The 23,505-nt window shown below is 38.7% G+C and carries 16 protein-coding genes; 1 reads left to right on the top strand and 15 read right to left on the bottom strand.

Features of this window, described 5'->3' with window-relative positions:
* Positions 1 to 58: 58 nt before the first annotated feature.
* From rbsK to JCM19034_RS19650, 11 genes are all read right to left on the bottom strand, one after another.
* Positions 59 to 955, bottom strand: a complete 897-nt coding sequence (rbsK, locus tag JCM19034_RS19685) for a ribokinase (protein WP_269431739.1) — start codon at positions 953 to 955, stop codon at positions 59 to 61.
* Positions 956 to 1,253: 298 nt separating this feature from the next.
* Entirely contained in the window at positions 1,254 to 3,263 is a 2,010-nt protein-coding gene (locus JCM19034_RS19680; protein WP_062052485.1) for an ATP-binding protein, read from the bottom strand.
* Positions 3,245 to 4,285, bottom strand: coding sequence for a 7TM diverse intracellular signaling domain-containing protein (locus JCM19034_RS19675; protein WP_062052483.1), 1,041 nt, complete (start codon positions 4,283 to 4,285; stop codon positions 3,245 to 3,247). The genes JCM19034_RS19680 and JCM19034_RS19675 overlap by 19 nt, the downstream gene beginning before the upstream one ends.
* A 114-nt stretch (positions 4,286 to 4,399) precedes the next feature.
* Entirely contained in the window at positions 4,400 to 4,942 is a 543-nt protein-coding gene (locus JCM19034_RS23715; protein ID WP_231687062.1) for a hypothetical protein, read from the bottom strand.
* Positions 4,896 to 5,417 carry a hypothetical protein gene (locus JCM19034_RS23710; RefSeq protein WP_231687061.1) on the bottom strand — a complete coding sequence of 174 codons (522 nt, stop codon included), beginning with the start codon at positions 5,415 to 5,417 and terminating at the stop codon, positions 4,896 to 4,898. The genes JCM19034_RS23715 and JCM19034_RS23710 overlap by 47 nt, the downstream gene beginning before the upstream one ends.
* Positions 5,417 to 6,874, bottom strand: a complete 1,458-nt coding sequence (locus JCM19034_RS23705; RefSeq protein ID WP_231687060.1) for a hypothetical protein — start codon at positions 6,872 to 6,874, stop codon at positions 5,417 to 5,419. The genes JCM19034_RS23710 and JCM19034_RS23705 overlap by 1 nt, the downstream gene beginning before the upstream one ends.
* Before the next feature lie 20 nt (positions 6,875 to 6,894).
* The gene (locus JCM19034_RS23700; RefSeq protein WP_231687059.1) at positions 6,895 to 7,689 is read right to left on the bottom strand and encodes a hypothetical protein; all 795 of its coding nucleotides are present in this window, start codon (positions 7,687 to 7,689) and stop codon (positions 6,895 to 6,897) included.
* Between the two features lie 21 nt (positions 7,690 to 7,710).
* Positions 7,711 to 9,135 carry a glycosyltransferase family 2 protein gene (locus tag JCM19034_RS19665; RefSeq protein WP_062052481.1) on the bottom strand — a complete coding sequence of 475 codons (1,425 nt, stop codon included), beginning with the start codon at positions 9,133 to 9,135 and terminating at the stop codon, positions 7,711 to 7,713.
* Positions 9,128 to 10,186, bottom strand: a complete 1,059-nt coding sequence (locus tag JCM19034_RS19660; RefSeq protein ID WP_062052479.1) for a HEAT repeat domain-containing protein — start codon at positions 10,184 to 10,186, stop codon at positions 9,128 to 9,130. Before JCM19034_RS19660 ends, JCM19034_RS19665 begins: the two co-directional genes overlap by 8 nt.
* Positions 10,186 to 10,791 (bottom strand): response regulator transcription factor, encoded by a 606-nt coding sequence (locus JCM19034_RS19655; RefSeq protein WP_062052477.1) that lies wholly within the window; start codon positions 10,789 to 10,791, stop codon positions 10,186 to 10,188. Before JCM19034_RS19655 ends, JCM19034_RS19660 begins: the two co-directional genes overlap by 1 nt.
* Positions 10,788 to 11,414: a GGDEF domain-containing protein gene (locus JCM19034_RS19650; RefSeq protein ID WP_062052475.1), complete on the bottom strand. Its 627-nt coding sequence runs from the start codon at positions 11,412 to 11,414 to the stop codon at positions 10,788 to 10,790. Before JCM19034_RS19650 ends, JCM19034_RS19655 begins: the two co-directional genes overlap by 4 nt.
* 352 nt (positions 11,415 to 11,766) lie before the next feature.
* Between JCM19034_RS19650 and JCM19034_RS19645 the strand changes: the two genes are divergently transcribed.
* Positions 11,767 to 14,649, top strand: coding sequence for an ATP-binding protein (locus tag JCM19034_RS19645; RefSeq protein ID WP_062052473.1), 2,883 nt, complete (start codon positions 11,767 to 11,769; stop codon positions 14,647 to 14,649).
* 56 nt (positions 14,650 to 14,705) lie between these two features.
* Here JCM19034_RS19645 and JCM19034_RS19640 read toward each other — a convergent pair whose 3' ends face one another.
* The 4 genes from JCM19034_RS19640 to JCM19034_RS19625 all read right to left on the bottom strand — a co-directional run.
* Complete coding sequence (locus JCM19034_RS19640; protein ID WP_062052471.1) at positions 14,706 to 18,116, bottom strand: SpaA isopeptide-forming pilin-related protein; 3,411 nt, start codon at positions 18,114 to 18,116, stop codon at positions 14,706 to 14,708.
* Complete coding sequence (locus JCM19034_RS19635) at positions 18,113 to 21,130, bottom strand: SpaA isopeptide-forming pilin-related protein (RefSeq protein WP_269431740.1); 3,018 nt, start codon at positions 21,128 to 21,130, stop codon at positions 18,113 to 18,115. Before JCM19034_RS19635 ends, JCM19034_RS19640 begins: the two co-directional genes overlap by 4 nt.
* Positions 21,106 to 22,392: a collagen binding domain-containing protein gene (locus JCM19034_RS19630; RefSeq protein WP_062052467.1), complete on the bottom strand. Its 1,287-nt coding sequence runs from the start codon at positions 22,390 to 22,392 to the stop codon at positions 21,106 to 21,108. The genes JCM19034_RS19635 and JCM19034_RS19630 overlap by 25 nt, the downstream gene beginning before the upstream one ends.
* Positions 22,393 to 23,119: 727 nt before the next feature.
* Positions 23,120 to 23,505, bottom strand: a 386-nt coding sequence (locus JCM19034_RS19625; RefSeq protein WP_156324075.1) for a MucBP domain-containing protein, incomplete at its 5' end; no start/stop codon positions are given.

Here is a 23,505-nt window from a genome sequence, read left to right as displayed (position 1 = left end):
GAAATTGCGAATCTGATCAATTTAATCAAACGTTTAATTAATTATAAATCATCTAATCTCATAGCTCGATGTCCTTTTTCTGCAAAAAGCTCCTTACCTCGTTATAAGTAGGCATCCCACCTTGTGCACCAAACTTTTGCACAGATAAAGCAGCCGCTGCATTGGCATATTGAATAGCCGATCGCAACTCCATGTTTCGACCAAGCCCCACAGCAAGTGCACCGTTAAATGTATCACCAGCCCCTGTCGTATCTACGACATCGGCCTTAAATCCCGGAACAACCACTTTCTTCTGTTCCTTCGTTACATAGCTAACTCCCTTTTCACCTAACGTAACAATTAATTTCTCTGGATAGTCCGCTTCCTCTACGCCCATTTCTTCTTTTTCCGTTTCGTTCGGTGTCATAAACGTCACCGCCTCAAACGTTTTCTCAGACAATCCATTTGCGGGGGCAGGATTTAGAATAATTGGAATACCCTTATTAGTACAATACCTGATCGCATATTCAACTGAGTCGATGGGGATTTCTAGCTGAATGATAACCATATCACTTTCGTCAATTAGAGACGCATAGCGTTTAATATAGTTTGGCGTCACATCTAAGTTTGCTCCTGGTGAAACAATGATACGATTATCACCTTCAGATATAATAATCGTTGCAATTCCTGTATGTTGATTTGTAATCGGCTCCACTCCACTTACATTAATGTTTTCCGCTTTTAAATGGGTTAGAAGTTCGGTGCCAAATGAATCATCGCCTACGAGACCGATCATCTGAACATCTGCTCCAAGTCGTGCAGCAGCTACTGCTTGATTGGCACCTTTGCCTCCGGGCGTCGTCCGAAACCCCTTTCCCATAACTGTCTCACCTTGTTTTGGTACTCTTAAGGTTGATGTAACCATATCCATATTAATGCTGCCAATCACCGTAATAAGCGGTATTTTACTCGTCACTTTCCCCACTCCTCGCCATTTCAACTTTCAAATAGAAAAAAATGCAGTTTCTTTGCACCATTTATGTATTCCTCACTAACAATTAAATTACTGATAAAATGAACCCTTTCAATCAATCTTCATCTGCATTACATATATATGATGCATGAAGTCGGATGTCAAGGGAATGCTTTTACGTTAAAAATGCTAAAAAATCATGATCGTTTCATTCACCGAAAGCGTTCCACAATTAATTGCAAGCACATACGATAAAAAAGCCCTAACCCTATTACCTAGGTTAGAGCTCTCCCTCCTTCTATCACTTCGGTATCGTAAACGAAACCTCGGTGCCTTTTCCAATTTCACTTTTCACTTTAAGACCGTTGCCAAACTGTTGCTTTATTCGATAATTTGTATTAGCTAAGCCAATTCCTGAGTGTTTACATTCCTTGCGCTCTACTAAATGCTCTAAGCTGTCTTCACTCATCCCAATACCGTCATCTCGAATCGTTACCATAACATATGTACCGCAATCAGATACTTCGATTTCAAGAATCCCTTTGCCTTTTTCAGTGATTAAACCATGATGTATCGCGTTTTCGACGATCGTCTGAATTGCCATCGGCGGAACATAAAGTTCGGGTACTTCATCGATTTTCCAAACGACCTCAAAATAGTCGGGGAAACGTTCTCGTTCGATATTAACATATGAACGTACTAGTTCGAGCTCATCTGTAAATGGAATGAGATCATCAGAATTTTGAAAATGGATGCTGTAACGAATATAGCGGGACAGCTGATCAATGAGGGCATCCATACGATCTAAATCAGTCCGACTAAGTGCGGCAACGGCATTAAACGTATTAATAAGAAAATGCGGTTTAATTTGTGCCTGTAACCATGCCGCCTCCAGTTTTAATGCCTCTTTTACAGAACGCTTCAAATGAACGAGCGACTGAACACGTGCCTTTAATTCTAGTCCATGTACTGGCTTGCTTACATAATCATTCGCACCAGCACGAAAGCCTGTTTCTATATCCAATTCTTGATTATAAGCCGTTAATAATAGAACAGGCAGCTCTGTAATTGGATACAACTTTCGTATCCGCTCAGTCAATTCATATCCGGTCATTTTTGGCATCATTACATCAGAGATAACTATATCCCATTTTTCAGCTTCGATTTTTTCTAATGCTTCCTGACCACTACTAACTAAACAAAGTGAATAACGCTCTTCATAGAAGATACTCTCCAGAACCTTCAAATTGACATAATCATCGTCAACCGCTAATATACGAATTGTTTTCGTTTCAATATCAAGCTTGCCGACCGGTTCGTCTACTCCCTTTTGAGCTACACGTTGCTCCTTGACGACTGAAGCTAATTCTATTAAATCGGCTTCGTTAACCGAGGCAACTGGCAGTGTGAACGAAAAGACAGAACCTTCGTTTAATTTAGATTTGACCGATAGTTTACTGCCATGTAATTCAACAAGCTGCTTACAAATATTTAATCCTAATCCAAAACCAAAACCACCTGTTCTCGATGCCTCACCTTGCAAACGTATATACGGTTTGAAGATGACTTCTATATCCTCTTCGCTCATTCCAATTCCTTGATCGACAACAGATACACGAATCATGCCGTCAAGATAGGATGCCTGTATTGAAATTTGCCCTTTCTCTGAGTATTTAATCGCATTATGTACGAGGTTAAATAATATTTGGACAAGACGATTTTCATCAGCCAAAACAGGTGGGATCCGTTCGGAAATTTGTGTATGCAGCGTAATTGGTTTTCCTTCGACTAAATAATTTAACATTGAAATGACAGCACTCGCTGCACTTTGAACCGATACCGCCTTTTTCTGTAAAGTAATCCGATTTTCACGGAATTTTGCTAGTTCAAGCAAGTCATTTAATAGAAAAGACATTCTTCTTCCAACGTCATGAAGCAACCTCAAATCTTGTTTGCTTCGATCTGTTAGCTGATCTCTTTCTCGTTCTATTACCGCTTGTGAAATGTTGACGATCCCGTGAAGAGGGTTACGCATTTCATGAGCCACATCTGCCAAAAAGTGATCCTTTTTCTTATCGGCTCCCTTTAACTTAGCCGCAAGCTGCTGTGACTCCTCTAAACTCTTAAAATATTGCTTAAACCAATATGTTGCCAGACAAGTCATCGCTATTAGTAAATCAAATGGGTAAGCAACCATATCAATACTCATTAGTTCGTTAATGACTAACCAAAGCAAGCTACCAACAGAAGCAAGAGCAGCAAGCAATAAATAGATTCGATCTTGATTGACATCTACGACCGTTTTAAACATCGTACCAATGAACAGCAATGTCGGGATAAGGGATATGCCAAATAGAAATACTCTAAATGGAAGTTAACCGTAATCGGCAAACTACCAACTAACAACAACGCCAAAATACAAATAAGCTCATAGATTCTAACAACATTTTTGTTTATGATAGTTGGCAAAAGATCACGAATGCACTGCAACAGTGAGTATCCCCCGACTATGCCTGCGACATATACTATGTTATAACGCCATTCATATGTAAAGGAAAGCCATTCGTATATAAAACGTTCGCCAATTAATGTTCCAATTACGATACATATTAAAACAATTGAAAAGAAAAACAATCGACGATCTCGATTACCTACAAAAAATAAAATAAAGCCGTAAAATGCGTGCAATAAATAGATGACACAAGCAAAAATCGTAATATTTTCAACTAAATTTATTTCACTGTTCAGTGCATCTTCTTCACCGAAAGTAATAGAAGTTGTAATTCCACCATTATGCGGGTGATGGAAGTTTGCAACTTGTATCATCAGTTCTAATTCGTGAACGCCGTCTGTTTCAACATAAGCTGTGTATGGATTATTTAACGGCCGATACCTTTTACTTTCCTTATCCGGCTCACCTGATTGACCGACTAACTCCCCATTTACAAAAAGCTTCGATGAACTACTAATTGAATTTATGCGAATACCATATGTCTCACCTTGCTCATGATCAAGTAGAATCGTTACATGATACGTTCCATAACCATACGTACTTTCCATTTCCTCGAGATTGGTCCACTTGCTAGGGACAAGCGTATAGACGACACTACCTTGATCTTTCGTTGATTCAATAAGCTCATTTGGATAAAAGGCCCATTCACCATCTAACGATAATGGTTTTTCCGTTATCCCATCCCATTCTCTAAGGTCTAATACTCCTTCTTGAACCAAAGGAGTTTCAGGTTTTGCATGTAGATAAAGCCAACTAATTCGCAAACTAGTAATAAGAAAAAGAAAGATAACGACAGTGAGAATAATTCGTTTCTTTGACATATTTAATTAGTCTCCTACCATGCTTCTGTAATTATTATTCCTATAATGTACGAACGAAAAAAGCGAAGGCACTGAAATCAAAAAGGTAACCTTGTTTCAGTGCCCACATTATCCTTACTCTACGTTTAGAAATGCTTCTTTTACATAATCATACGATCTCTTTAATCGTTCTTCATACAATGGCAAATCCCATGTTTCCCATTCGTACATCTTTAATGGTTCGGTAAAACGGTTATTTTCTAATGAAGGCAAAGAATCAAGAATTTCATACGAATCACCCTGCTCATTAACGACTAAAACTGCTAATTGAATACCATTAACAAACTGACTAAATTCATAAGGATCCTTATAAAAATCTCCTATCACTTCACGCTGACTCGGATCACGGAACTGCAACAAGAGCCAAGGAATACGCACTTCAAACATTTGCAGCTCTTCATTGTAATAGAAATCGGCAAGTGAATCATAGTCCTCATGATCGGGATCACCTATTCCGTATCGTAGCTCACCCGTTTCATAATCTTCAAAATCAACAATTAAATCACGGCTTGGAATGTAGAGTTCACCGCTTAATGCATACTTTATAGGTTTAAAAACCCCTGTATTTTTTTCAGGTTTTTGGATTAACTTTTTTCCAATCTGCCATCTTTTTAACATGAACATATTCATGCTCGAAGAAATCATAGTACCAATCCACTAGCAGAGATGAGCTCTTTTTCCCTTTCAGCATCATCATGAAGTCGATGCCATTATCTAACGATAAACCATCAAATCCCTCGATCTGTTCATTTCCTTGGTCTGGAATCGTATCAAATAGCACAACTGGAAACGCATCCTTACTCCATTCATAATCATTCAAATCAATTCGCATATATAAATAGGTCTCATCGTGATCGACGATAAATTGCTCGATTAACTTACCACCATCTTCATAAAGCGGAACAGATTCCTCCCACTCTGACGGACTACCATTTATTCGAATTTTATGGCGATCGAAGCTCAATAAACCGAATTGCTGCTCACTCGTTTGCGAATTAGACCAATACGGTCGCCTCTCTTCGTTATCGTATTCCATCGTATTCCACGTCCGCTTAAACCACTCATCCTGCCATGTGAAAATTAAACCGCCCATCATCCTTCATGCAAAATATCTTCGAACAATGAGACAACAATTTCACCTTGTTCATCCTCCGTTAAATGACCTTGATTCCAGCCGTTAGGATTATTGTGTGTTTTCCCCCTAGTACTTGGGACACCAAACTCAGCGATAAGGATTGGTATTTCATGAACTTCATGTAAATCTTCAAGATAAGCGGCATAGTTATTCGGTTGGCCACGATGATCGATATAGTTTAAATACCTTTCCTCAAAATTCAAAAAGTCTGGATAATATGGATAAACGTGATAGGAAGCAAATTGCCCTACCTCTTCCATCTCATCCTTTAGCTTAATCACATTCGGATCAATTCCAACCTTGTCTTCATCCTCATTCGGTTCTGCTGGGTGTGTAAGGAGATCAGTCGTTACCCAATTCGTAAAACTAACCGGCCGCACATAGCCATAATGTTCCGCTTCATAGCTCAACATAAGATCCATCTGCTCGGCTAACCAATACTCAAACGCTTCAGCATTCTCTGTCTTAACAAACCGGCCATCATATTCGCCTAGATCAGAGTACACTTCATTCGTATTAACTACAAAATCCGGCTCCCACTCGATCCCAATAATCCAGCCAATAACATAATCGGATACATCTGCATCATAAATTCCGTACGCATGGCCCCGGGTTTGATCAATAAACGTTTCCCCATGAATCACATCTATGATCGTCTTCATTTCCTCTTGAAATGGAATCGTATTTCCTTCTTCAATTGCAGGTGGTGGTATATCGGGATTTTCTCTATTTTCTACATAGAAGTCAGATTCTTCATTAAACCAAGCACCATGGAATAAATAAAGTGGCTGATCAGGGTGTGCTTCATTGTATTCTTTTAAGGCACGATAAAATCCCGGTGGGTGAACAGTATAAACTCGAATCGTATTAGCACCCATTTCACCGATTTGCTTAAACCAACGCTTATAATCCTCTTCTCTAATCATCGCTTCACCAGGAAAGCTACCTGGCTTACCCATCCCCATGTTAACTCCTTTAATCGTCATCTCTTGCCACTTTCCGTCAACATACACTTCATACTGATCACTGCTAATCCGATAGTTGTAGTTCATATCCCCTGTTGTTGGATAATCATTCGCCTCAATTAAAGTGGTTTCCGTTTCTGTTACTGGATCATATTCTATCTCTTTACCAGCTCGGTCTATTATGACCTCCATCATCGGAACATAGGTCGTCCAGAAAAAGGCACTTTCCTCCTTTGAGAAACCTTTACGCCACGTTTGTAATTTAGCCAACCATTTGTACTGATAAAATGAAGGGATCTCGGAAACATCAACGTAATCTCCAGCAAAATAATAACGATCAGACGGTCCTTCCTGTTGATGGATCACGGCATCAAACTGGAGAGGAATCCCTTTTTCGCTCAGCACTTCCTCACCCAAGCTCGTTAATGGCCAATCATACGTAGCTAGCACACTTTCTTCTTCTCGTGCCTCTATGATATCAAACCAATAGGCATACTCTGGCTTTTCTCTAGATCAAAGAATTCCTGGCCCTGCTCCGTAAATTGTAGCCGTATTCCGCCTTTCTCAACATGTTCTTCTTCTAATAAAACGACTAAATCATAATTCCAGTCATTAACGATAACAAAACCAGCACCTTCATAGGACCAGTCAGGATATTCATCTAAAATCCATTGCGGAATTTCTTCATTTAAATCTGGATCTAGTTCATCAAAATAACGACCAATCCAACCGCTCCAATCTAATTCAAGAAAGTTGCTCACATTACTCCGTACCTCAATGTTAGTAGGTGAGGCAAATGTATTAAATTCTGCCACAAGTGTGCTACGCGTTCCGTCCGTCAATCTAGTATAAATATCGTACCATTCACCTACTTCAAGACCGCCGTAAATATGGGCTGAACGAGAGCCTTCTCGCTCATTTTCATTCACCCACGGCAAATCTTCTTCATACACACCATACGTATCCGCTAAATAGATCAGATCAATTCCTTCATAATCTGACAAGAGCGGTTTAATGTCATAGCTTTCATCCTTTTCATTTGTTTGAAAGCCTTGATAATCCTCAGAAGGACTCAGTCGTTCTGAGGTCACCCGCCAATGATTGAGCAGCCATGTTAATCCATGATGCTCACGGTATGATTCATCGGGAACGGTTTTATCTATAATAGCAATATTTAAGTCATGTGAATCCTCAAAGTTCCAAAGTACAAAAGGAATCATAATAATAACCGCAATACATATTAAAGCAACTACTAACTTTTTCATTGTAAGTCCTTTCTACCATTATTAAGCATGTTGATTCATCTTATTTAACCCTTTTCGTTCAAGGGTACCCCATTTACGATATTTAAAAATCCACTGCAAGCAACCTTGAAAACGCCAGATTACCGTTAATGGTCGGAACCAGAACGTTTCAAACAATGAAAATAAAAACAGAGTCACTAAATCACGTACGTTCGTATACTTGTTTAAACTCCATGCCTCTAGCAAAACAGCTACCATCGAAAAGATCGAACCATAAACGAGCATGACAATCATTAATAGAGCGGCAAATTCGAGATAAACACCACCCATAAGCAAATACAGAATGATCATTGCATAACCGACTAACTCCATAATCGGTCCAATCATTTCTACAAGCCAGTAGTATGGAAATGAAACCGTACCTACTACGCCATAACGAGGGTTTAACGTCATTTTCCGATGAGTCCATAAGCTTTCAATTAACCCACGGTGCCAACGACTACGCTGGCGACCAAGCTGCTTCAGCGTTTCTGGGGCTTCTGTCCAACAAACGGGATCTGATACAAATACGATTCGTTTGTTTTGTTTCTGTTCCTTAATATATCGGTGAAGTTTCACGACAAGCTCCATATCCTCACCGACCGTTTTATTAGAATAACCGCCTGCAGCCATAGCATATTTCTTTGAAAAAACACTAAAAGCTCCTGAATTAATCAGTAGCAAATTATGACGGCTTAATCCAATTCGCCCGGTAAAGAAAGCTCGTAAATATTCAATTACTTGCATAATGACTAGTGGCTTATTCGATAAACCGACTTTCAACACTTTGCCCATTTGAATATCACAGCCGTTTGCCACACGCACACTTCCACCTGAGGCAATCACTTCCTCGCCTGATTTCATAATCGGCTTCATCACCTTCAGAAGGGCATCCTGTTCCAAAATTGAATCACCGTCGATTGAGCAGAAGTAAGGGTATTTTGAAACACATATACCAGCATTTAAGGCATCAGCCTTACCACCATTCTCCTTATCTACTAATAGTAAACTAGGGATCATTCTAGATCGATAAATGGCTTTTATCTCTTCAAAAGGTAACGTTTCCTCGTATGAGAGCTCAGTTTTTTCCATGTTAAAATGTGAAATGATCCGTTCAACGGTCTCATCTGTTGAACCATCATTTATAATAATCATCTCTTTCTGAGGATATTGTAAGCTCAGTAATGAACGTACGCTCTCAATAATACCCGCTTCTTCATTATAAGCAGGGATTAATATGGAGACTGGCTTCGTATAATATTCCTGCAAATACTCTTCATTATCTTCGTATTTATCTAGATCGTGCTCTTTACGAAGTTGGAGAAAAGCTGTCACCGTTAACACTGAATAAAAAGCTACGACGAACGACATGTATATGAGGACAACAATCCCCATTACCCAGAGCAGTTGACTTAGAAAATCAGCCATTTAACTCACCCACTTTTGTACCGTACACATCTTGAAATGCTTCAACCATTACATCTTCGTCTCCATCTATAGTAATCTCTTGCAATAGCTGTTTCCCCCCCTTATGCATGCTAAGTGACTTAGCTGCTTCCTTTCTAACTAAGCGTGAGGAATCTGCTAAGAGCGTAATTAAATACTTTTGCACTTCTTTTGAATGGTTTGTCCCAAGCAGTCTTGCAACTAACATTCGCTCCTCCCAATAAGGAGATTGTAAATACGATAGGAATTGTTCAGGCTCATGGACATACGTTAGTTTACTAAACGCCTTAAATGCTCGAATACGAATCTCTAACTCATCACTTCCCAATATTTCCAATAGGAATGAATACCACTGCAATTGGTCGTTCATACCTATCATATCGATCATGCTATATTGTAAGCTTTGTGGTAGCTCATCAAAAGATTGAAGCAGTTGGGCAAAAGAATCCTCATCCATTTCACGTACGAGCTTACGATATTCCCATTCCGTAAAACTCACTTCAGTCTTTCCAATGAAATTTAGAAATAATTTCTTATCAGCTTTCGTTAAAAACAAAAACATTTGTAAGTATTCATCATCTGTATAGCGTTTTTCACTTTCTAGCATTTCTGTAATGATTGACTTCATCGAATACATTTGAAAATCAACGATATGGTACAAAGCGTTCATCCGCTTACTCCACTTTCGACTTTTCAATCGTACTTCGTAATAGCTACGTAAATGCGTTTGGGCATATTCTCGAATTCGTTCAACGACCTTTTCACCGCTAAACGTATGGCTATAACGAGTTAATATCTCTTCTACTGCTCTTATTTCAAACTTGCTTTCTGGTACGATTTCAGTTGAGACAGGCTCTCCGGCAATTAAATGTTCATAGAAGCTTTTATGGTATTGATTTATGTGATTAAGAACGGCCTCTTCATTCTTCTTTTCCCTTAAACGATTCACAATTAAATAGATAAAAATAGCAGTTAATAAGACGATACAAAGCAACAGACAATAAAATAATAAAACTATATCAACTGTAATCATTAGCGATACCTTCTTAATAAACGTTTCATTTTTGCTTCTAGTAAATGAATGGTAAACGGCTTAACGATATACTCATCAACTCCTGATTCAAACGCATAAACCATATCTTCATCCGCCCTTCTCGTTGAAAGCATCGTTATTAAATATTTATTCGTATTCGGCAATTGCCGTAATTCGTGAACGATTTCCATTCCACTTCTTTGCGGTAAAACTTCATTTAAGATAATAATATGTGTATGTGCGGAGTAATAATAATCTGAATCTAGAAAAGACTTCCCATCCTCAAAATCCTTTGTCTCAAACTCAAAGCCTTCGACCTCTAAACGATCCATTAAGTTCACCAATACATGCCGTAACACTTCATCCGGTTCAATAATCGTGACTTTAATTTTCTCAATTTCTTTACTTGCATAATGATTCATACTGACAATTGATGCTCCTTCAAATGAAGCCATCACTTCTCGCATTTTACTTATCACTTCAATTTGATCGACCGATGATTGGCGAATCTCTGCAATCACACCCTTTAATTCGATGTCAAACCAATACTCCATGTCATCATGTAAAACTTTTACTTCCTTCACTTGCTCTCCTAATCGTTTCAAAAAGGAACGTGCTTCTTCTTCACCCGTATAAGGAAGGAGTAAAATGACTTCATTCTCTTGTCCAAATGAAAAACAAAATCTGAGTCACGTACTTTTTCTTGGAGTTGATCTATCCACACTTCTTTAAATTTCCGAAAGGTTAACGGGTCATGTGCCTCCTTCAGCTCCTTGTGTGAATTCAACGATAAGAAAATCAACGAAAACGGTACTTTTGTCCTTTTACAAGCTGCTAACTGCCACTTAAATACTCTTTCATAAAACAATTGATTTAGTAGACCCGTTTCCAAATCTATGTAAGAAATGGATCGTAAGTGAATCAGCTTTCTAATGATTTCAATTAAGCCTTTCAAATCATATGGGTTTGCGAAAAAGTAATTGTACAGCCTAGCTTGATCTACTGCCATCTCTCGATTACATAGAACAACTGAAACTTTAAAGTATTCGCAAAATTGTCGAACCATCCCTTCAATAACAGGATCCACCTGTTCCCCGTCCTTATGTAAAAGAACGATAACCATTGGAATTTGTGAATGTAAACTTAATTCTACCTCTTTCCAATCAGATGTAACTGAATATAAAAAACGGTGTTCATCAACTAATGCCTGTTCCATACTTAATTCCATATTCTCGTCCTTAGCAATAAAAAAGAACAAAAGGTTTTTTCTGATAAAATCCTAGCGGTTGATCCTCTATGTTATTGCTCAAAAATGTAGTACTCACGACGTACACCTACCATCTAATTTTGTAACTTTTAGTATACTTAATAACCTCTTAAAAAATAATTAAATTTTACTAGGGAAAATGGTTTAAACTATTTAATAGGCACATATTAAACGATAGACGGTGATCTTATGAATAAACAAAAAACAATCCTTTCTCTCATCCTTTTTGTATTGTTAATATTAACCATTCGTGGAATTTGGCTTTCTTTACATGAGAAAGTGGAACCGTCGAGGCAGAAGCAGGGTCATACAATTGGATCGGGTAAAAGGGAGCATCTTCTCCTTAGAAGGGGAATGGGAATACTATGATCAGCAATTTGTAGAACCATTACAAGCAAATCAAAATGAAGCAACATATGAGCGTGCATTTGAACGTTGGCCATACACAGAAGATTTCCAATACGGTACTTACCGTCTTGAAGTTACGATAGATGAGAAAGACATCAACCAGTTATTAGGGATAAAATTACCTTATATTTATACTTCCTATAATCTCTATATCAATGGAGACTTACTAATGGATTTGGGACAAGTCGCTGATTCTGCTAGTGACTACGTAGGGCGCATCGCTTCTAGGTTTATTACGTTCACTGCAGTTGATACAGAGATGGAAATTCTCATTCACGTTGCCCATGACCCTGTCAAAAATCGCGATGGCGGGATTTATCATCCTCTCGAGTTTGGCGATGGCAACATTATTCAAAGACAAGAAATGACAGCATTGACTAGTCAAATCGCAGTTATTTTTATCTTTATCGTCCATGGCATCTATGGGCTTATCCTTTATTTTATCGGACCAAAGCAAAAGGTATTAATTTATTTCGGAATTCTCTTATTAGTAGCGTCCGTCTCGGTTATGATATCCGATCACCGAGTCATTTTATATGTCATTCCGCTAGAATACGTGTATATATCAAAACTAGTATTTTTATCGTTTTCTGCATCACTTTTGCTCTTAATGATATTCTGTAAGCATTTATTGCCAACTTTAACGAAAGGCTTATTGTTCCGATTAGTACCAATACTTTTAATGTTCTATTGCCTTTTCATTATAGTCGCTCCCATTGATTGGGTTTTACAGGTAAGGTTTATTTTTACAGTGATTTTAGTTGTCGTCCCAGCTATTGTCGTATCAGTTTTCATCAGAACCGTAACAAACGGTTTTCAGGATAACATTTTCATCTTATTAGGAACCGTCGCACTAATGGTTCACATCGTGGCATCAGTCGTTCAATACAATCTTAAAATTGACATTGATTTCTACCCAATTGATTTTACGTTAGCCGTACTACTCTTTTCAGTTTATTGGTTTAGACGTTATTTTCATTCAGTAGAACAAACAAATACATTATCAAAGCAACTTCAACGTGCCTTACAATCAAAGGATGACTTTCTAGCCAATACATCCCATGAGCTACGAAACCCACTTCATGGAATGATTAATATTGCACAAACCTTACTAGAAAAAGAAATACATTCGAAGGAAGATAAAGAAGACTATAAAGAAAGCCTACAGCTACTCATTAGTGTTGGACAACGAATGTCATTTTTAGTGAATGACTTGTTAGAAGTGAACAACCTAAATGAAAACAAAATTACGTTACAAAAGAAAGCTGTAAACCTACACGCTGTCTTAACGGGCATTATCGATATATTGAATTATATGCTTAATGGAAAAGAGATTCGTTTTCAAATAGAAATCTCCCCATCCTTTCCGCACGTATTAGCAGATGAAAATAGATTGGCACAAATTTTGTTTAACCTAGTTCATAATGCGATTAAATATACAGAGTCTGGAACGATTACCGTCTCAGTAGAACTTGAGAATAATCAAGCTGTTATTCAGATCACAGATACGGGAATCGGAATTACTTCAGAAGAGTATAATCGTATTTTCCAGCGATATGAGCAAGGAGATTCAAGCATGACGGCAATCGGTGGCGGAATCGGCTTAGGATTAAGTATTACAAAGCAATTAATTGAATTACACGGCGGAATCATTTCCGTTCAATCAATAAAAGAGAAAGGAACAACTTTTTCATTTACACTTCCTATCGCCAAACAAGAGCATCACGCAAGCAACCTAGCAGCAAATAATAAACCGATGGAAAATCGTTCAATGCCAACGACGATTAATAAGGTGATTGAACAGATCGAACAGGGGAAAATTCTAATTGTCGATGATGATCCTATAAATATAAAAATTGTTGAAGATTTACTCCAACCATTGTATTCTACGTACGGCGTTACAAGTGGATGTGAAGCTTTAGAGCATCTAAAGCAATCAAATTGGGATTTAATTATTACCGATGTCATGATGCCAAATATGTCAGGGTATGAACTAACGAAACAAATACGAAAGACATTTTTATTAACCGAGCTCCCAATTTTAGTATTAACAGCTAGAAGTCAAGCGGAAGATATCGAAACCGCCTTTCTCGCTGGGGCAAATGACTATGTAACGAAACCTGTTCACGTCCAGGAGCTACGCTCTCGCGTAACATCACTCATTCGTGTCAAGAAAACGGTTGAAGAAAATATACGCATTGAAACAGCATGGCTACAAGCTCAAATTCAGCCTCATTTTTTCTTTAACACATTGAATGCTATTTTAAGCCTGGCTGAAATCAATATCGAACGAATGAAGCAGCTTCTAGAAGCGTTTTGTCATTATTTACAAACAAGCTTCCAATTTAATAACACTAACGGACTTGTTTCATTAGAAAGTGAAATAAATTTCGTACAATCGTACGTTCACATTATGCAAGAACGATCTCATTTCCCATTTGATGTAATATGGGAGGTTGAAGATGATGTGGAAAAATTAAAAATTCCACCTTTCTCTATCCAGCCACTAGTCGAAAATGCCATTGAGCACGGCTTAACGTCAGATCGCAAAGGCGAGATTACGATTACGATTACGACGTCAGAAGATGAAACAACTGTTATGATTCGCGATAACGGACAAGGTATGTCTAAAGAAAAAATAAACCAGCTCCTAAATCGCCCAGAGACAACAGAAAAACGCGGAATTGGCCTTTACAATGTCAACCGCCGCATTTTACAACTAACAGGGAAAGGGTTAACCATTCAGAGTGAGGAAGGAAGCGGGACTTGTATTGAGTTTCATATATAGGCATATTATTGTATATGAAAAAGGACTAACCTATAACACAGGTTAGTCCTTCTCTATTAACTACGTGTATTCAGATACACTCTTCTACCTATTAGAATGATCATCCCAAGTAGTAAGGCGATCACACCGATTAACATCATCGTCCAAATGAACGGATTAGCTGTTGCAGGTAGAATTTGTTGCTCATCTTGTGTTTCTTGTTTCTCTTCTGTTTTATGCTTCTTCTTTGTTTCACGTTTATCATTAGAACCGGAACCGGCTTGAGGTTCTTCCTCTTTTTCAGGTTCTACTGGCAGCAGTTCATTTTCTACCACTAGCTGAAGACGTTCTTCTTGAGAGTAAACAATTGTGAAATCAATTGCCTCCGATAACAGCTGATAATTCTCAGGGGCAGTTACTTCAACAAATTGATAATCCCCCGGACAAAGGTCTTCGACAACAATTAGTCCATCTTGACCCGTTTCAAGGTTCTCTTCAATGACGTCTCCTTCTTCATTAGTTAGTTGGAAAATGGCTCCTGCTAACGGCTGCTGCTTATCAGCATCAACCTTAACGAGCTCTACGGAACCCAAAATTAATCTACTTTCTTTCGTAACTTGTACAGTTGTTTCTTGCGAACGAATGATTTCAACGTTAATCGGAGTAGCATCAGACTGATAATGCTCTGGTGCCCTCACTTCGATAAATTGATAATGACCTGGGCGTAAACCATCTACAAAAATCCGCCCGTTCTCGTCCGTTACAAGACCTTCACGAATAATCTCACCATCTTCATTCACTAAATTAAACTCGGCTCCTGCTAATGGTTCACCCGTCTTATGATCCACGTGTACAAGCTCCACTGAACCTAAAATCAGTTGATTCTCTTTTGTCACTAACACTGTTTCCTCTTGTGAGAAGTCAATTGTAAATGGAACTGGTGTAGCATCTAGCTCATAATCAGCTGGTGCACTCACTTCGACAAACTGGTATTCACCTGGATATAAGTCTCGTGCAACAATGGCTCCATCCTCATTTGTCACTAAGCCCGCTCGTACGACTTCTCCATCAACTGTCTGTAGCTCAAACTCAGCATCTTCTAATACTGTACCATCCACATCATCAATTTTCAGTAATTGGACATCACCTAAAATCAATTGATTCTCTGCATTCACAAATAAGCGCTCTGTCTGACTTAGCTCAATCGTAAAGACAATTGGTTCCTCCGCTAATTGATAGTGCTGTGGTGCTTGTGTTTCCACAAATTGATAAGAGCCTGGACGTAAATCCTCGACTACAATACGGCCCTCTTCGTCCGTTTCAAGCTCTTCTTCTAGGACATTTCCTTCTGCATCTTCAAGACGGAAAATCGCTCCTTCTAACGGTTGTTCTGTATTAACATCGATTTTCACAAGCTCTACAGAACCAGGCATTAAGCTATTTTCAACGATAATACTTTCTCTCTCTTCTTGTGAACGTTCAATCACAAACGGAATTGGTGTAGCATCTAATACGTAATGTTCTGGAGCACTCACTTCGACGAACTGATAGTTCCCTGGGCGTAAGTGATCTACAACTATTCGGCCAGATTCACCCGTCATCAAGTTTTGCTGTACAACATCACCGTTTTCATCAACGATATTGAATAGAGCTCCTGCTAACGGTTCACCTGTTACATCATCAACTTTTGTTAGCTCGACTGTTCCCGGAATCAAACTGTTTTCAAACTCTACTTCTAATCTTTCTGTTTGAGAACGTTCAATTTCAAACGGAAGTGAAGCTGGATTTAACAGATAATCAGCTGGTGCTTCTACTTCAACAAAACGATACTCGCCTGGGCGAAGATCTGTCACAACGACATGTCCTTCTTCGCTGCTTACAAGCCCTTCTGCAACTAGCTCACCATCAATTGTTTCTAGATTAAAGACTGCTCCACTTAACGGCTCACCTGTTACATCGTCAACCTTCAGTAATTCCACCGAGCCTGGTATTAATCGGTTTTCGGCAGTAAGTGTCGGACGTTCTTCCTGTGATCGAACAATCTCAAACTCATGTGGCTCTGAATCTAATTCATAATCATCAGGAGCTTCTATCTCAACAAACTGATAGAAACCTGGGCGTAAATCCTCGACTACAATACGACCCTCTTCGTCCGTTTCAAGCTCTTCTTCTAGGACATTTCCTTCTGCATCTTCAAGACGGAAGATAGCTCCTTCAATAGCTTCACCAGTTATATCGTCTACTTTAACTAGCTCAACAGAACCTGGAACAAGACGATTCTCTTTTGTCACTACCACTGTTTGCTCTTGTGAGAAGTCAATTGCAAACGGAACTGGTGTAGCATCTAGCTCATAATTAGCTGGTGCACTCACTTCGACAAACTGGTATTCACCTGGATATAAGTCTCGTGCAACAATGGCTCCATCCTCATTTGTCACTAAGCCCGTGCGTATGACTTCTCCATCAACTGTCTGTAGCTCAAACTCAGCATCTTCTAATACTGTACCATCCACATCATCGATTTTCAGTAATTGGACATCACCTAAAATCAGTTGATTCTCTGCATTCACAAATAAGCGCTCTGTCTGACTTGGCTCAATCGTAAACACAATTGGCTCCGTCGCTAATTGATAGTGCTGTGGTGCTTCTGTTTCCACAAATTGATAAGAGCCTGGACGTAAATCCTCGACTACAATACGACCCTCTTCGTCCGTTTCAAGCTCTTCCTCAAGGACATTTCCTTCTGCATCTTCAAGACGGAAAATCGCTCCTTCAATTGCTTCACCAGTTACATCATCTACCTTTACAAGCTCTACCGAACCTGGAATAAGATGATTCTCTTTTGTCACTACCACTGTTTCCTCTTGTGAGAAGTCAATTGCAAACGGAACTGGTGTAGCATCTAGCTCATAATCAGCTGGTGCACTCACTTCGACAAACTGGTATTCACCTGGATATAAGTCTCGTGCAACAATGACTCCATCCTCATTTGTCACTAAGCCCGCACGTACAACCTCTCCATCTACTGTCTGTAGCTCAAACTCAGCATCTTCTAATACTGTGCCATCCACATCATCGATTTTCAGTAATTGGACATCACCTAAAATCAGTTGATTCTCTGCATTCACAAATAAGCGCTCTGTCTGACTTGGCTCAATTGTAAACACAATTGGTTCCGTCGCTAATTGATAGTGCTGTGGTGCTTGTGTTTCCACAAATTGATATGTGCCTGGACGTAAATCCTCGACTACAATACGGCCCTCTTCGTCCGTTTCAAGCTCTTCTTCTAGGATATTTCCTTCTGTATCTTCTAGACGGAAAAAGGCTCCTTGTAACGGTAGTTCTGTATCAACATCGATTTTCACAAGCTCTACAGAACCTGGCATTAAGCTATTTTCAACGATAATACGTTCGTTCTCTTCTTGTGAACGTTCAATTTCAAACGGAACTGGTGTTGCTTCTAACACGTAATGTTCTGGAGCACTCACTTCGACGACTGATAGTTCCCTGGGCGTAAGTTATCTACAACTATTCGGCCAGATTCACCCGTCATCAAGTTTTGCTGTACAACTTCGCCGTTTTCATCAACGATATTGAATAGAGCTCCTGCTAACGGTTCACCTGTTACATCATCAACTTTTGTTAGCTCGACTGTTCCCGGAATCAAACTGTTTTCAAACTCTACTTCTAATCTTTCTGTTTGAGAACGTTCAATTTCAAACGGAAGTGTAGCTGGATTTAACAGATAATCTGCTGGTGCTTCTACTTCAACAAAACGATACTCACCCGGGCGAAGATCTGTCACAACGACATGTCCTTCTTCGTTGCTTACAAGCCCTTCTGCAACTAGCTCACCATCAATTGTTTCTAGATTAAAGACCGCCCCACTTAACGGTTCACCTGTTACATCGTCAACCTTCAGTAATTCCACCGATCCCGGTATTAATCGGTTTTCGGCATATAGCGTCAGGCGTTCTTCCTGTGATTGAACTATTTCAAACTCATGTGGCTCTGAATCTAATTCATAATCATCAGGAGCTTCTATCTCAACAAACTGATAGGAACCTGGGCGTAAATCTTCAACAACAATTTGCCCATTCTCATTTGTCGTTAACGAGTCTTCAATGATTTCACCTGATGAATCAAGTAGTCGGAACACTGCTCCTTCTAATACTTGTCCACTCGTATCATCGACTTTCTCCAATAGAACTGAACCAGTCTTAATCTCATTTCCAACAACTAGGGAAACACGTTCTACCTGATCCTCTGTAATTTCAAAGTCTTCCTCTGCCAGTTGATCATCTGCATAGCCCTCAGGTGCTTGTATTTCAACAAATACATATTCACCTGGTTCTAGATCCGTTACGACGATCAAGCCATCCTCATCTGTCGTATATGTGTCAACGACCGACTGATCAGCACGGCGCAGCTCAAATTGTGCACCTTGTAATGGGCTACCATTATAGCTATCAACCTTTAAAAGCTCAACCTCATACAAAAGCTGATCATTTACAAACGTCAGTTCATCTTCACTTTTATTGATAACCACTTCTTCTGACTCCTGACGTAGCAAATAGCCATCTGGTGCTTCTATTTCCCTCACAACATAATTTCCATAAAGGATGTTTGTAAATGTGAGTTCTCCATTTTCATCGGTCACACCGGTACGAATCCGATGGGTATTAGTCTCATCATAAAGAGCAAACGTTGCTCCAGGTAATGAAACACCTGCTCCATCGGTTTTAATAATTGTTAATTCACCAGTATCACCTGAACCCGTACCTATTCCATCTGTTATACGGACTTGAATCGATTCCGACGAGTTCGTATTCGTTGGCATATTTTCTTCAGTTGAAGTTAACTTAGCATCGTTTGATACAGTATCACCGTTTGCTGCCATAATAAATGTTTGATATTGCAATACATAAGCACGATCAATTGTATTAGTGAAACTCAACTCAAAGAACTCTATACCATCTTCATCCTCGTGGAACTCAAGTTGATAATCTACCCCTTTTTCCAGTGGTTCATTTCTATTAACGGTTAAATGACCATTTGGCTCCACAGTAGTTGGAAAAAGTTCAAAACTTTCTTCCATAATGATTTGGTTCGGAGTTGGTATGTCCGTTACAACAACATTCGATAACGTTGATTGTCCTGAATTAATATCAATTTCCCAGTTAATAACACGACCATTTTGCTCACCACGCTTATTCGTATACGTTCCACCCTCGTGGACGCCTACTGTTGCAGGTAACCGTACAAGTTCCTGATCGCCATCGTTTAAGTAAGCTACATTATCATAAGAAGGCTCAATTAACCGATCGTTTAAAGACGTTTTGTATTCAATCACATACGGAGTATTAATTGTTCCTAAGGCATATTCAAAACCAGGATTCTCTTCATCATCTTGAATAAAGTTACGTTCATAGTGTTCTGGATCGACTAACTCACCCTTTGTTAATTGATTTGACCCGCCTTCTAATACCCCATGGTAAATCTCTAGTGAATCAGTAATTAATTCTTGATTGCCAAGAATAAAATCTCTAACTACCGCATCAGAAATATTACGAAGGTTATAGTTGACACCGACTGTCCACGTAATTTCCTTTGTTACAGCGTTATAAGAGCCACGCTTAAAGCCGTTTGCTCGTGTAAAATTATCTGGAGTGAACACGCTTTGAACCTCAATATGACGTGCATTACTATCCTGATTTATCCAATCTAGTCTAACCCCATTAGTGAAATTATCAGCAGTTCCTTCTCTTGCTTCAAAATCAAATTCTGTCGTATATACAATTACAAATTCATCATTGATCGGTTCATCGAAAATGACTTTAAACCCTTCGTCATTTATGTCCGTTAAAGAATAATGATCTTCGCTTATTCCTTCAATTCTAAAGGTTCCATCAATTAACGTAAGCCCTTTATTCACAAACGTATCTGTTAAAGTAAGTGAATTCATCTCATGACGATCAGTGTTCACGACAATATGCCACTCTATAGTTTTGTCTCCATAATTTGGACTTTCATACCATTTTGCTGCTACGTGCTGCCATACGTAACGTTCGGCAGTATCTTCCCTCCCATTAAATGTAACCTCATTCGAAATCGTAGCCTCATCATCAATGAAACGATCAACAGATTTCGTACGATAGACCACTTTATAGGCTTTGTCAATTCCACCATTAAAACGAAGTTCAAAGCCATTTTTGTTGTCCTCTGAAATGGCATTTAGATTGTAGTCACCTACTGGCACCTCCGTTTCAGAAGCCTCTTCACCATCTTCATCGATGACAATTTCAAAGACCTCAAAAAGCGGATTACCTTCTTCGTCAAACAATACTAGTTCATGAGCGTTATCAAACAAGTCTCGAACAATTGACTCGTCTTCCGTTAACGTCCGTTCATCATAGTTCAACTTGATTTCCCAAGTGATTGTTTGATTCGGTCCATCGTAGTGTGTTGAACTCTTTTCTAATGGGTTCCCACGTTGGTCGATACTGAACTTGATGCTGGTATTTCGCCAATGTTATCTCCATCAAGTGTTGCTGTATTATTAAATTGTTCTTTAACATCATCTGTAATGATCGTTCGAAACTCAAGGCGATAAGCTGAGTTAATCTCATTTTCAAAGGCGAGTTTAAATCCATCTTCAGCTCGATCAAAGCTGTACAAACTTGGATCAACCACGTCCCCTTCAGTTACATTCCCAGCTAAATCTACTTTAAGTTCAACCAAACGGTATGGGTGATTTACATCAAATATTTGTCCTTCTTCAAGCTGGTCTCTTAATACAGCATTCTCAATCGTATCAAGGCTTTTATTAAAATCAACATTCCATGTAATGGTTTGTGCATTGTAGCTACGATCTGTTACCCCGTTTTTCTCAACGCTTGTTTCAACATTCGATTCAAACGATATCGGAAAGCTGCCGATTTCCTGATCACGGATAACAAAGTTTATCGTTTGCTCTAAATCCCCTGTTAAATCTTGGCTAATTACAGTGAAAAATTCTAACGTTCCCCTAACTCCAAAACGAGTCTCAATATTTTCATTGAAGGTCATCGTTACTGTTCCATCTGTTTCTAACAAATACGTACCTACGCTTCCAAGGTTTTCAGTTAGAAGTTCCCCATCCACGTCATTGTATACGACAAACTCTTCTGGTAGCTGAAACGTAAACGTAGCTCCTGCCGAATACCCGTGATTCATATCTGTTGAATGGTCAGCGAGCTCCCACTCAAATAGAATCGCTAAATCTAATACCTCCTCGGCTGGATGTGGCATTGGATTTGGTAATTCAACAAATTCATTATTTTCATTACGATGCTTTAGATCCACGTTCGTAATAATATTCTCTAAAATCTCTACGCTTCCTTGTGCATCAAACGTAGTTAGTGGTAAAGAATCCTCAGTTTCTTCCTCTGTTTCTTCTATTACTTTCTCCTCAGCTTCTTCTTGCTCTTTTTCTTCAGCCTCAGCAAGTGGTTCGTTTCCACTTTCTTCTACATCCACTAGTTCGTCTGATTCAATTCCCTCATGCTCTTCAGCTTCTTCAAGTGGCTCTTCTATTAAATCCTTTTCTTCTGTTTCTAATTCACTATTTTCATTATCTGTGTTAGAGACTTCATCTTCTATTTCAATTTGCTGCTCATCTTGAAGAACGTCAATTCCTTCTGCAATGACGATACTAGCATGTTGGAACGAACTAAACACTAACAGAAACGATAACACTAGCATTGAAAGCCTTTTTTTCATCATTCTTTCACGCTTCCTCCTCTTTTATTTCTATTTTTTCGTAGTTGTTATATAACACTATTTCTACCATCCCTCCTCTTTAAAAAAAGATTCTTTACCAATTAATAGGATACCTAATTTCTCTTAAATTTTACTTAATTATACTATTTTAGTAATTATCCGATGATAGACCCGATTATTGTCTATCGATCTACAATTTAATCTATAAAAATAACACCTTTTTTTGTAGGGAACGACCTGAACCATCATAATACGTCTTAACCATAGTCATTTATAGAAATTAGATTTGATCCAAATAAACATATATGTCGATTGTTTGAGTATAAAACGATGCTCATATGTCCCCTCTTAAAATGAAAAAACCGAATAGTGTGCACTTTGTTCAGTCCACTATTCTGGTAACATTCTAGTAGCCTATTATTACTATCATCGTTCCACACTTGAATTCTAATCCTAGTAATAAAGGGGAGTCCTTCCTACTAGAGCTTGCTGTTCACTTTAGCCCGTTACTCATTTCTATAGATTAACTAATTCCTCTTAAATTTCTCTTAATTTTTTTTCACAATTACTATTACATAACTTATTTTGATCGAAGTGTTCTTACTATTAGATTTTTGATACTTCTAATTTTCTACCAACTATGATCATTACAGTCATTTCCAATTACCAAAAGGATAAAGCCACCCTACTCAATTTGAGTAAAGTGGCTATACAATCATACCTCGTGAACTTAGTTAATTAGATTTTTTCTTCTATTTATAACTAATAAACTAATACCAATTAACATAATTAAAGACCCAATTATAATATAATTGTATACATTCGTTGAGGTATTCGGAAGCGTTGTTTCCTTTTCTTCTGATGGAACTGGTTCTTCAATCAGCTTATAAACATACACAACTTCTTGTGTTCCCTCTGTAATCGCACCTGTTGCATTTGTCGGTTCTTCTACTAGCTCATACCCAGCAATGTCTTCTGGAGCTGTTTCGTACTCTTCTCCTACAACTCCTTCAATTACTTTTCCTGGTTTTAATTCTTTCCCTTTTTCGTCAACAAAGATCACTTCCACTTTTCCGGTTGCTGGAGCAACTGGTCGATACACATATACTACTTTTT

It is taken from the genome of Bacillus sp. JCM 19034 (assembly GCF_001310635.1).
Lineage (GTDB): Bacteria > Bacillota > Bacilli > Bacillales > Bacillaceae_D > Halalkalibacter.
Note: the sequence above shows the minus strand (reverse complement) of the source record. Positions and strands in the feature narration are given on the sequence as shown.

What these genes read in the sequence shown, in the direction of transcription:
- JCM19034_RS19630 (WP_062052467.1), bottom strand. Translation starts at nt 22,392, where the DNA reads ATGATGAAAAAAAGGCTTTCAATGCTAGTGTTATCGTTTCTGTTAGTG.
- JCM19034_RS19660 (WP_062052479.1), bottom strand. Translation starts at nt 10,186, where the DNA reads ATGATTACAGTTGATATAGTTTTATTATTTTATTGTCTGTTGCTTTGT.
- JCM19034_RS23710 (WP_231687061.1), bottom strand. Translation starts at nt 5,417, where the DNA reads ATGGGCGGTTTAATTTTCACATGGCAGGATGAGTGGTTTAAGCGGACG.
- JCM19034_RS23715 (WP_231687062.1), bottom strand. Translation starts at nt 4,942, where the DNA reads ATGTTAAAAAGATGGCAGATTGGAAAAAAGTTAATCCAAAAACCTGAA.
- JCM19034_RS19675 (WP_062052483.1), bottom strand. Translation starts at nt 4,285, where the DNA reads ATGTCAAAGAAACGAATTATTCTCACTGTCGTTATCTTTCTTTTTCTT.
- JCM19034_RS19665 (WP_062052481.1), bottom strand. Translation starts at nt 9,135, where the DNA reads ATGGCTGATTTTCTAAGTCAACTGCTCTGGGTAATGGGGATTGTTGTC.
- JCM19034_RS23700 (WP_231687059.1), bottom strand. Translation starts at nt 7,689, where the DNA reads ATGAAAAAGTTAGTAGTTGCTTTAATATGTATTGCGGTTATTATTATG.
- JCM19034_RS19650 (WP_062052475.1), bottom strand. Translation starts at nt 11,414, where the DNA reads ATGGAATTAAGTATGGAACAGGCATTAGTTGATGAACACCGTTTTTTA.
- JCM19034_RS19680 (WP_062052485.1), bottom strand. Translation starts at nt 3,263, where the DNA reads ATGTTTAAAACGGTCGTAGATGTCAATCAAGATCGAATCTATTTATTG.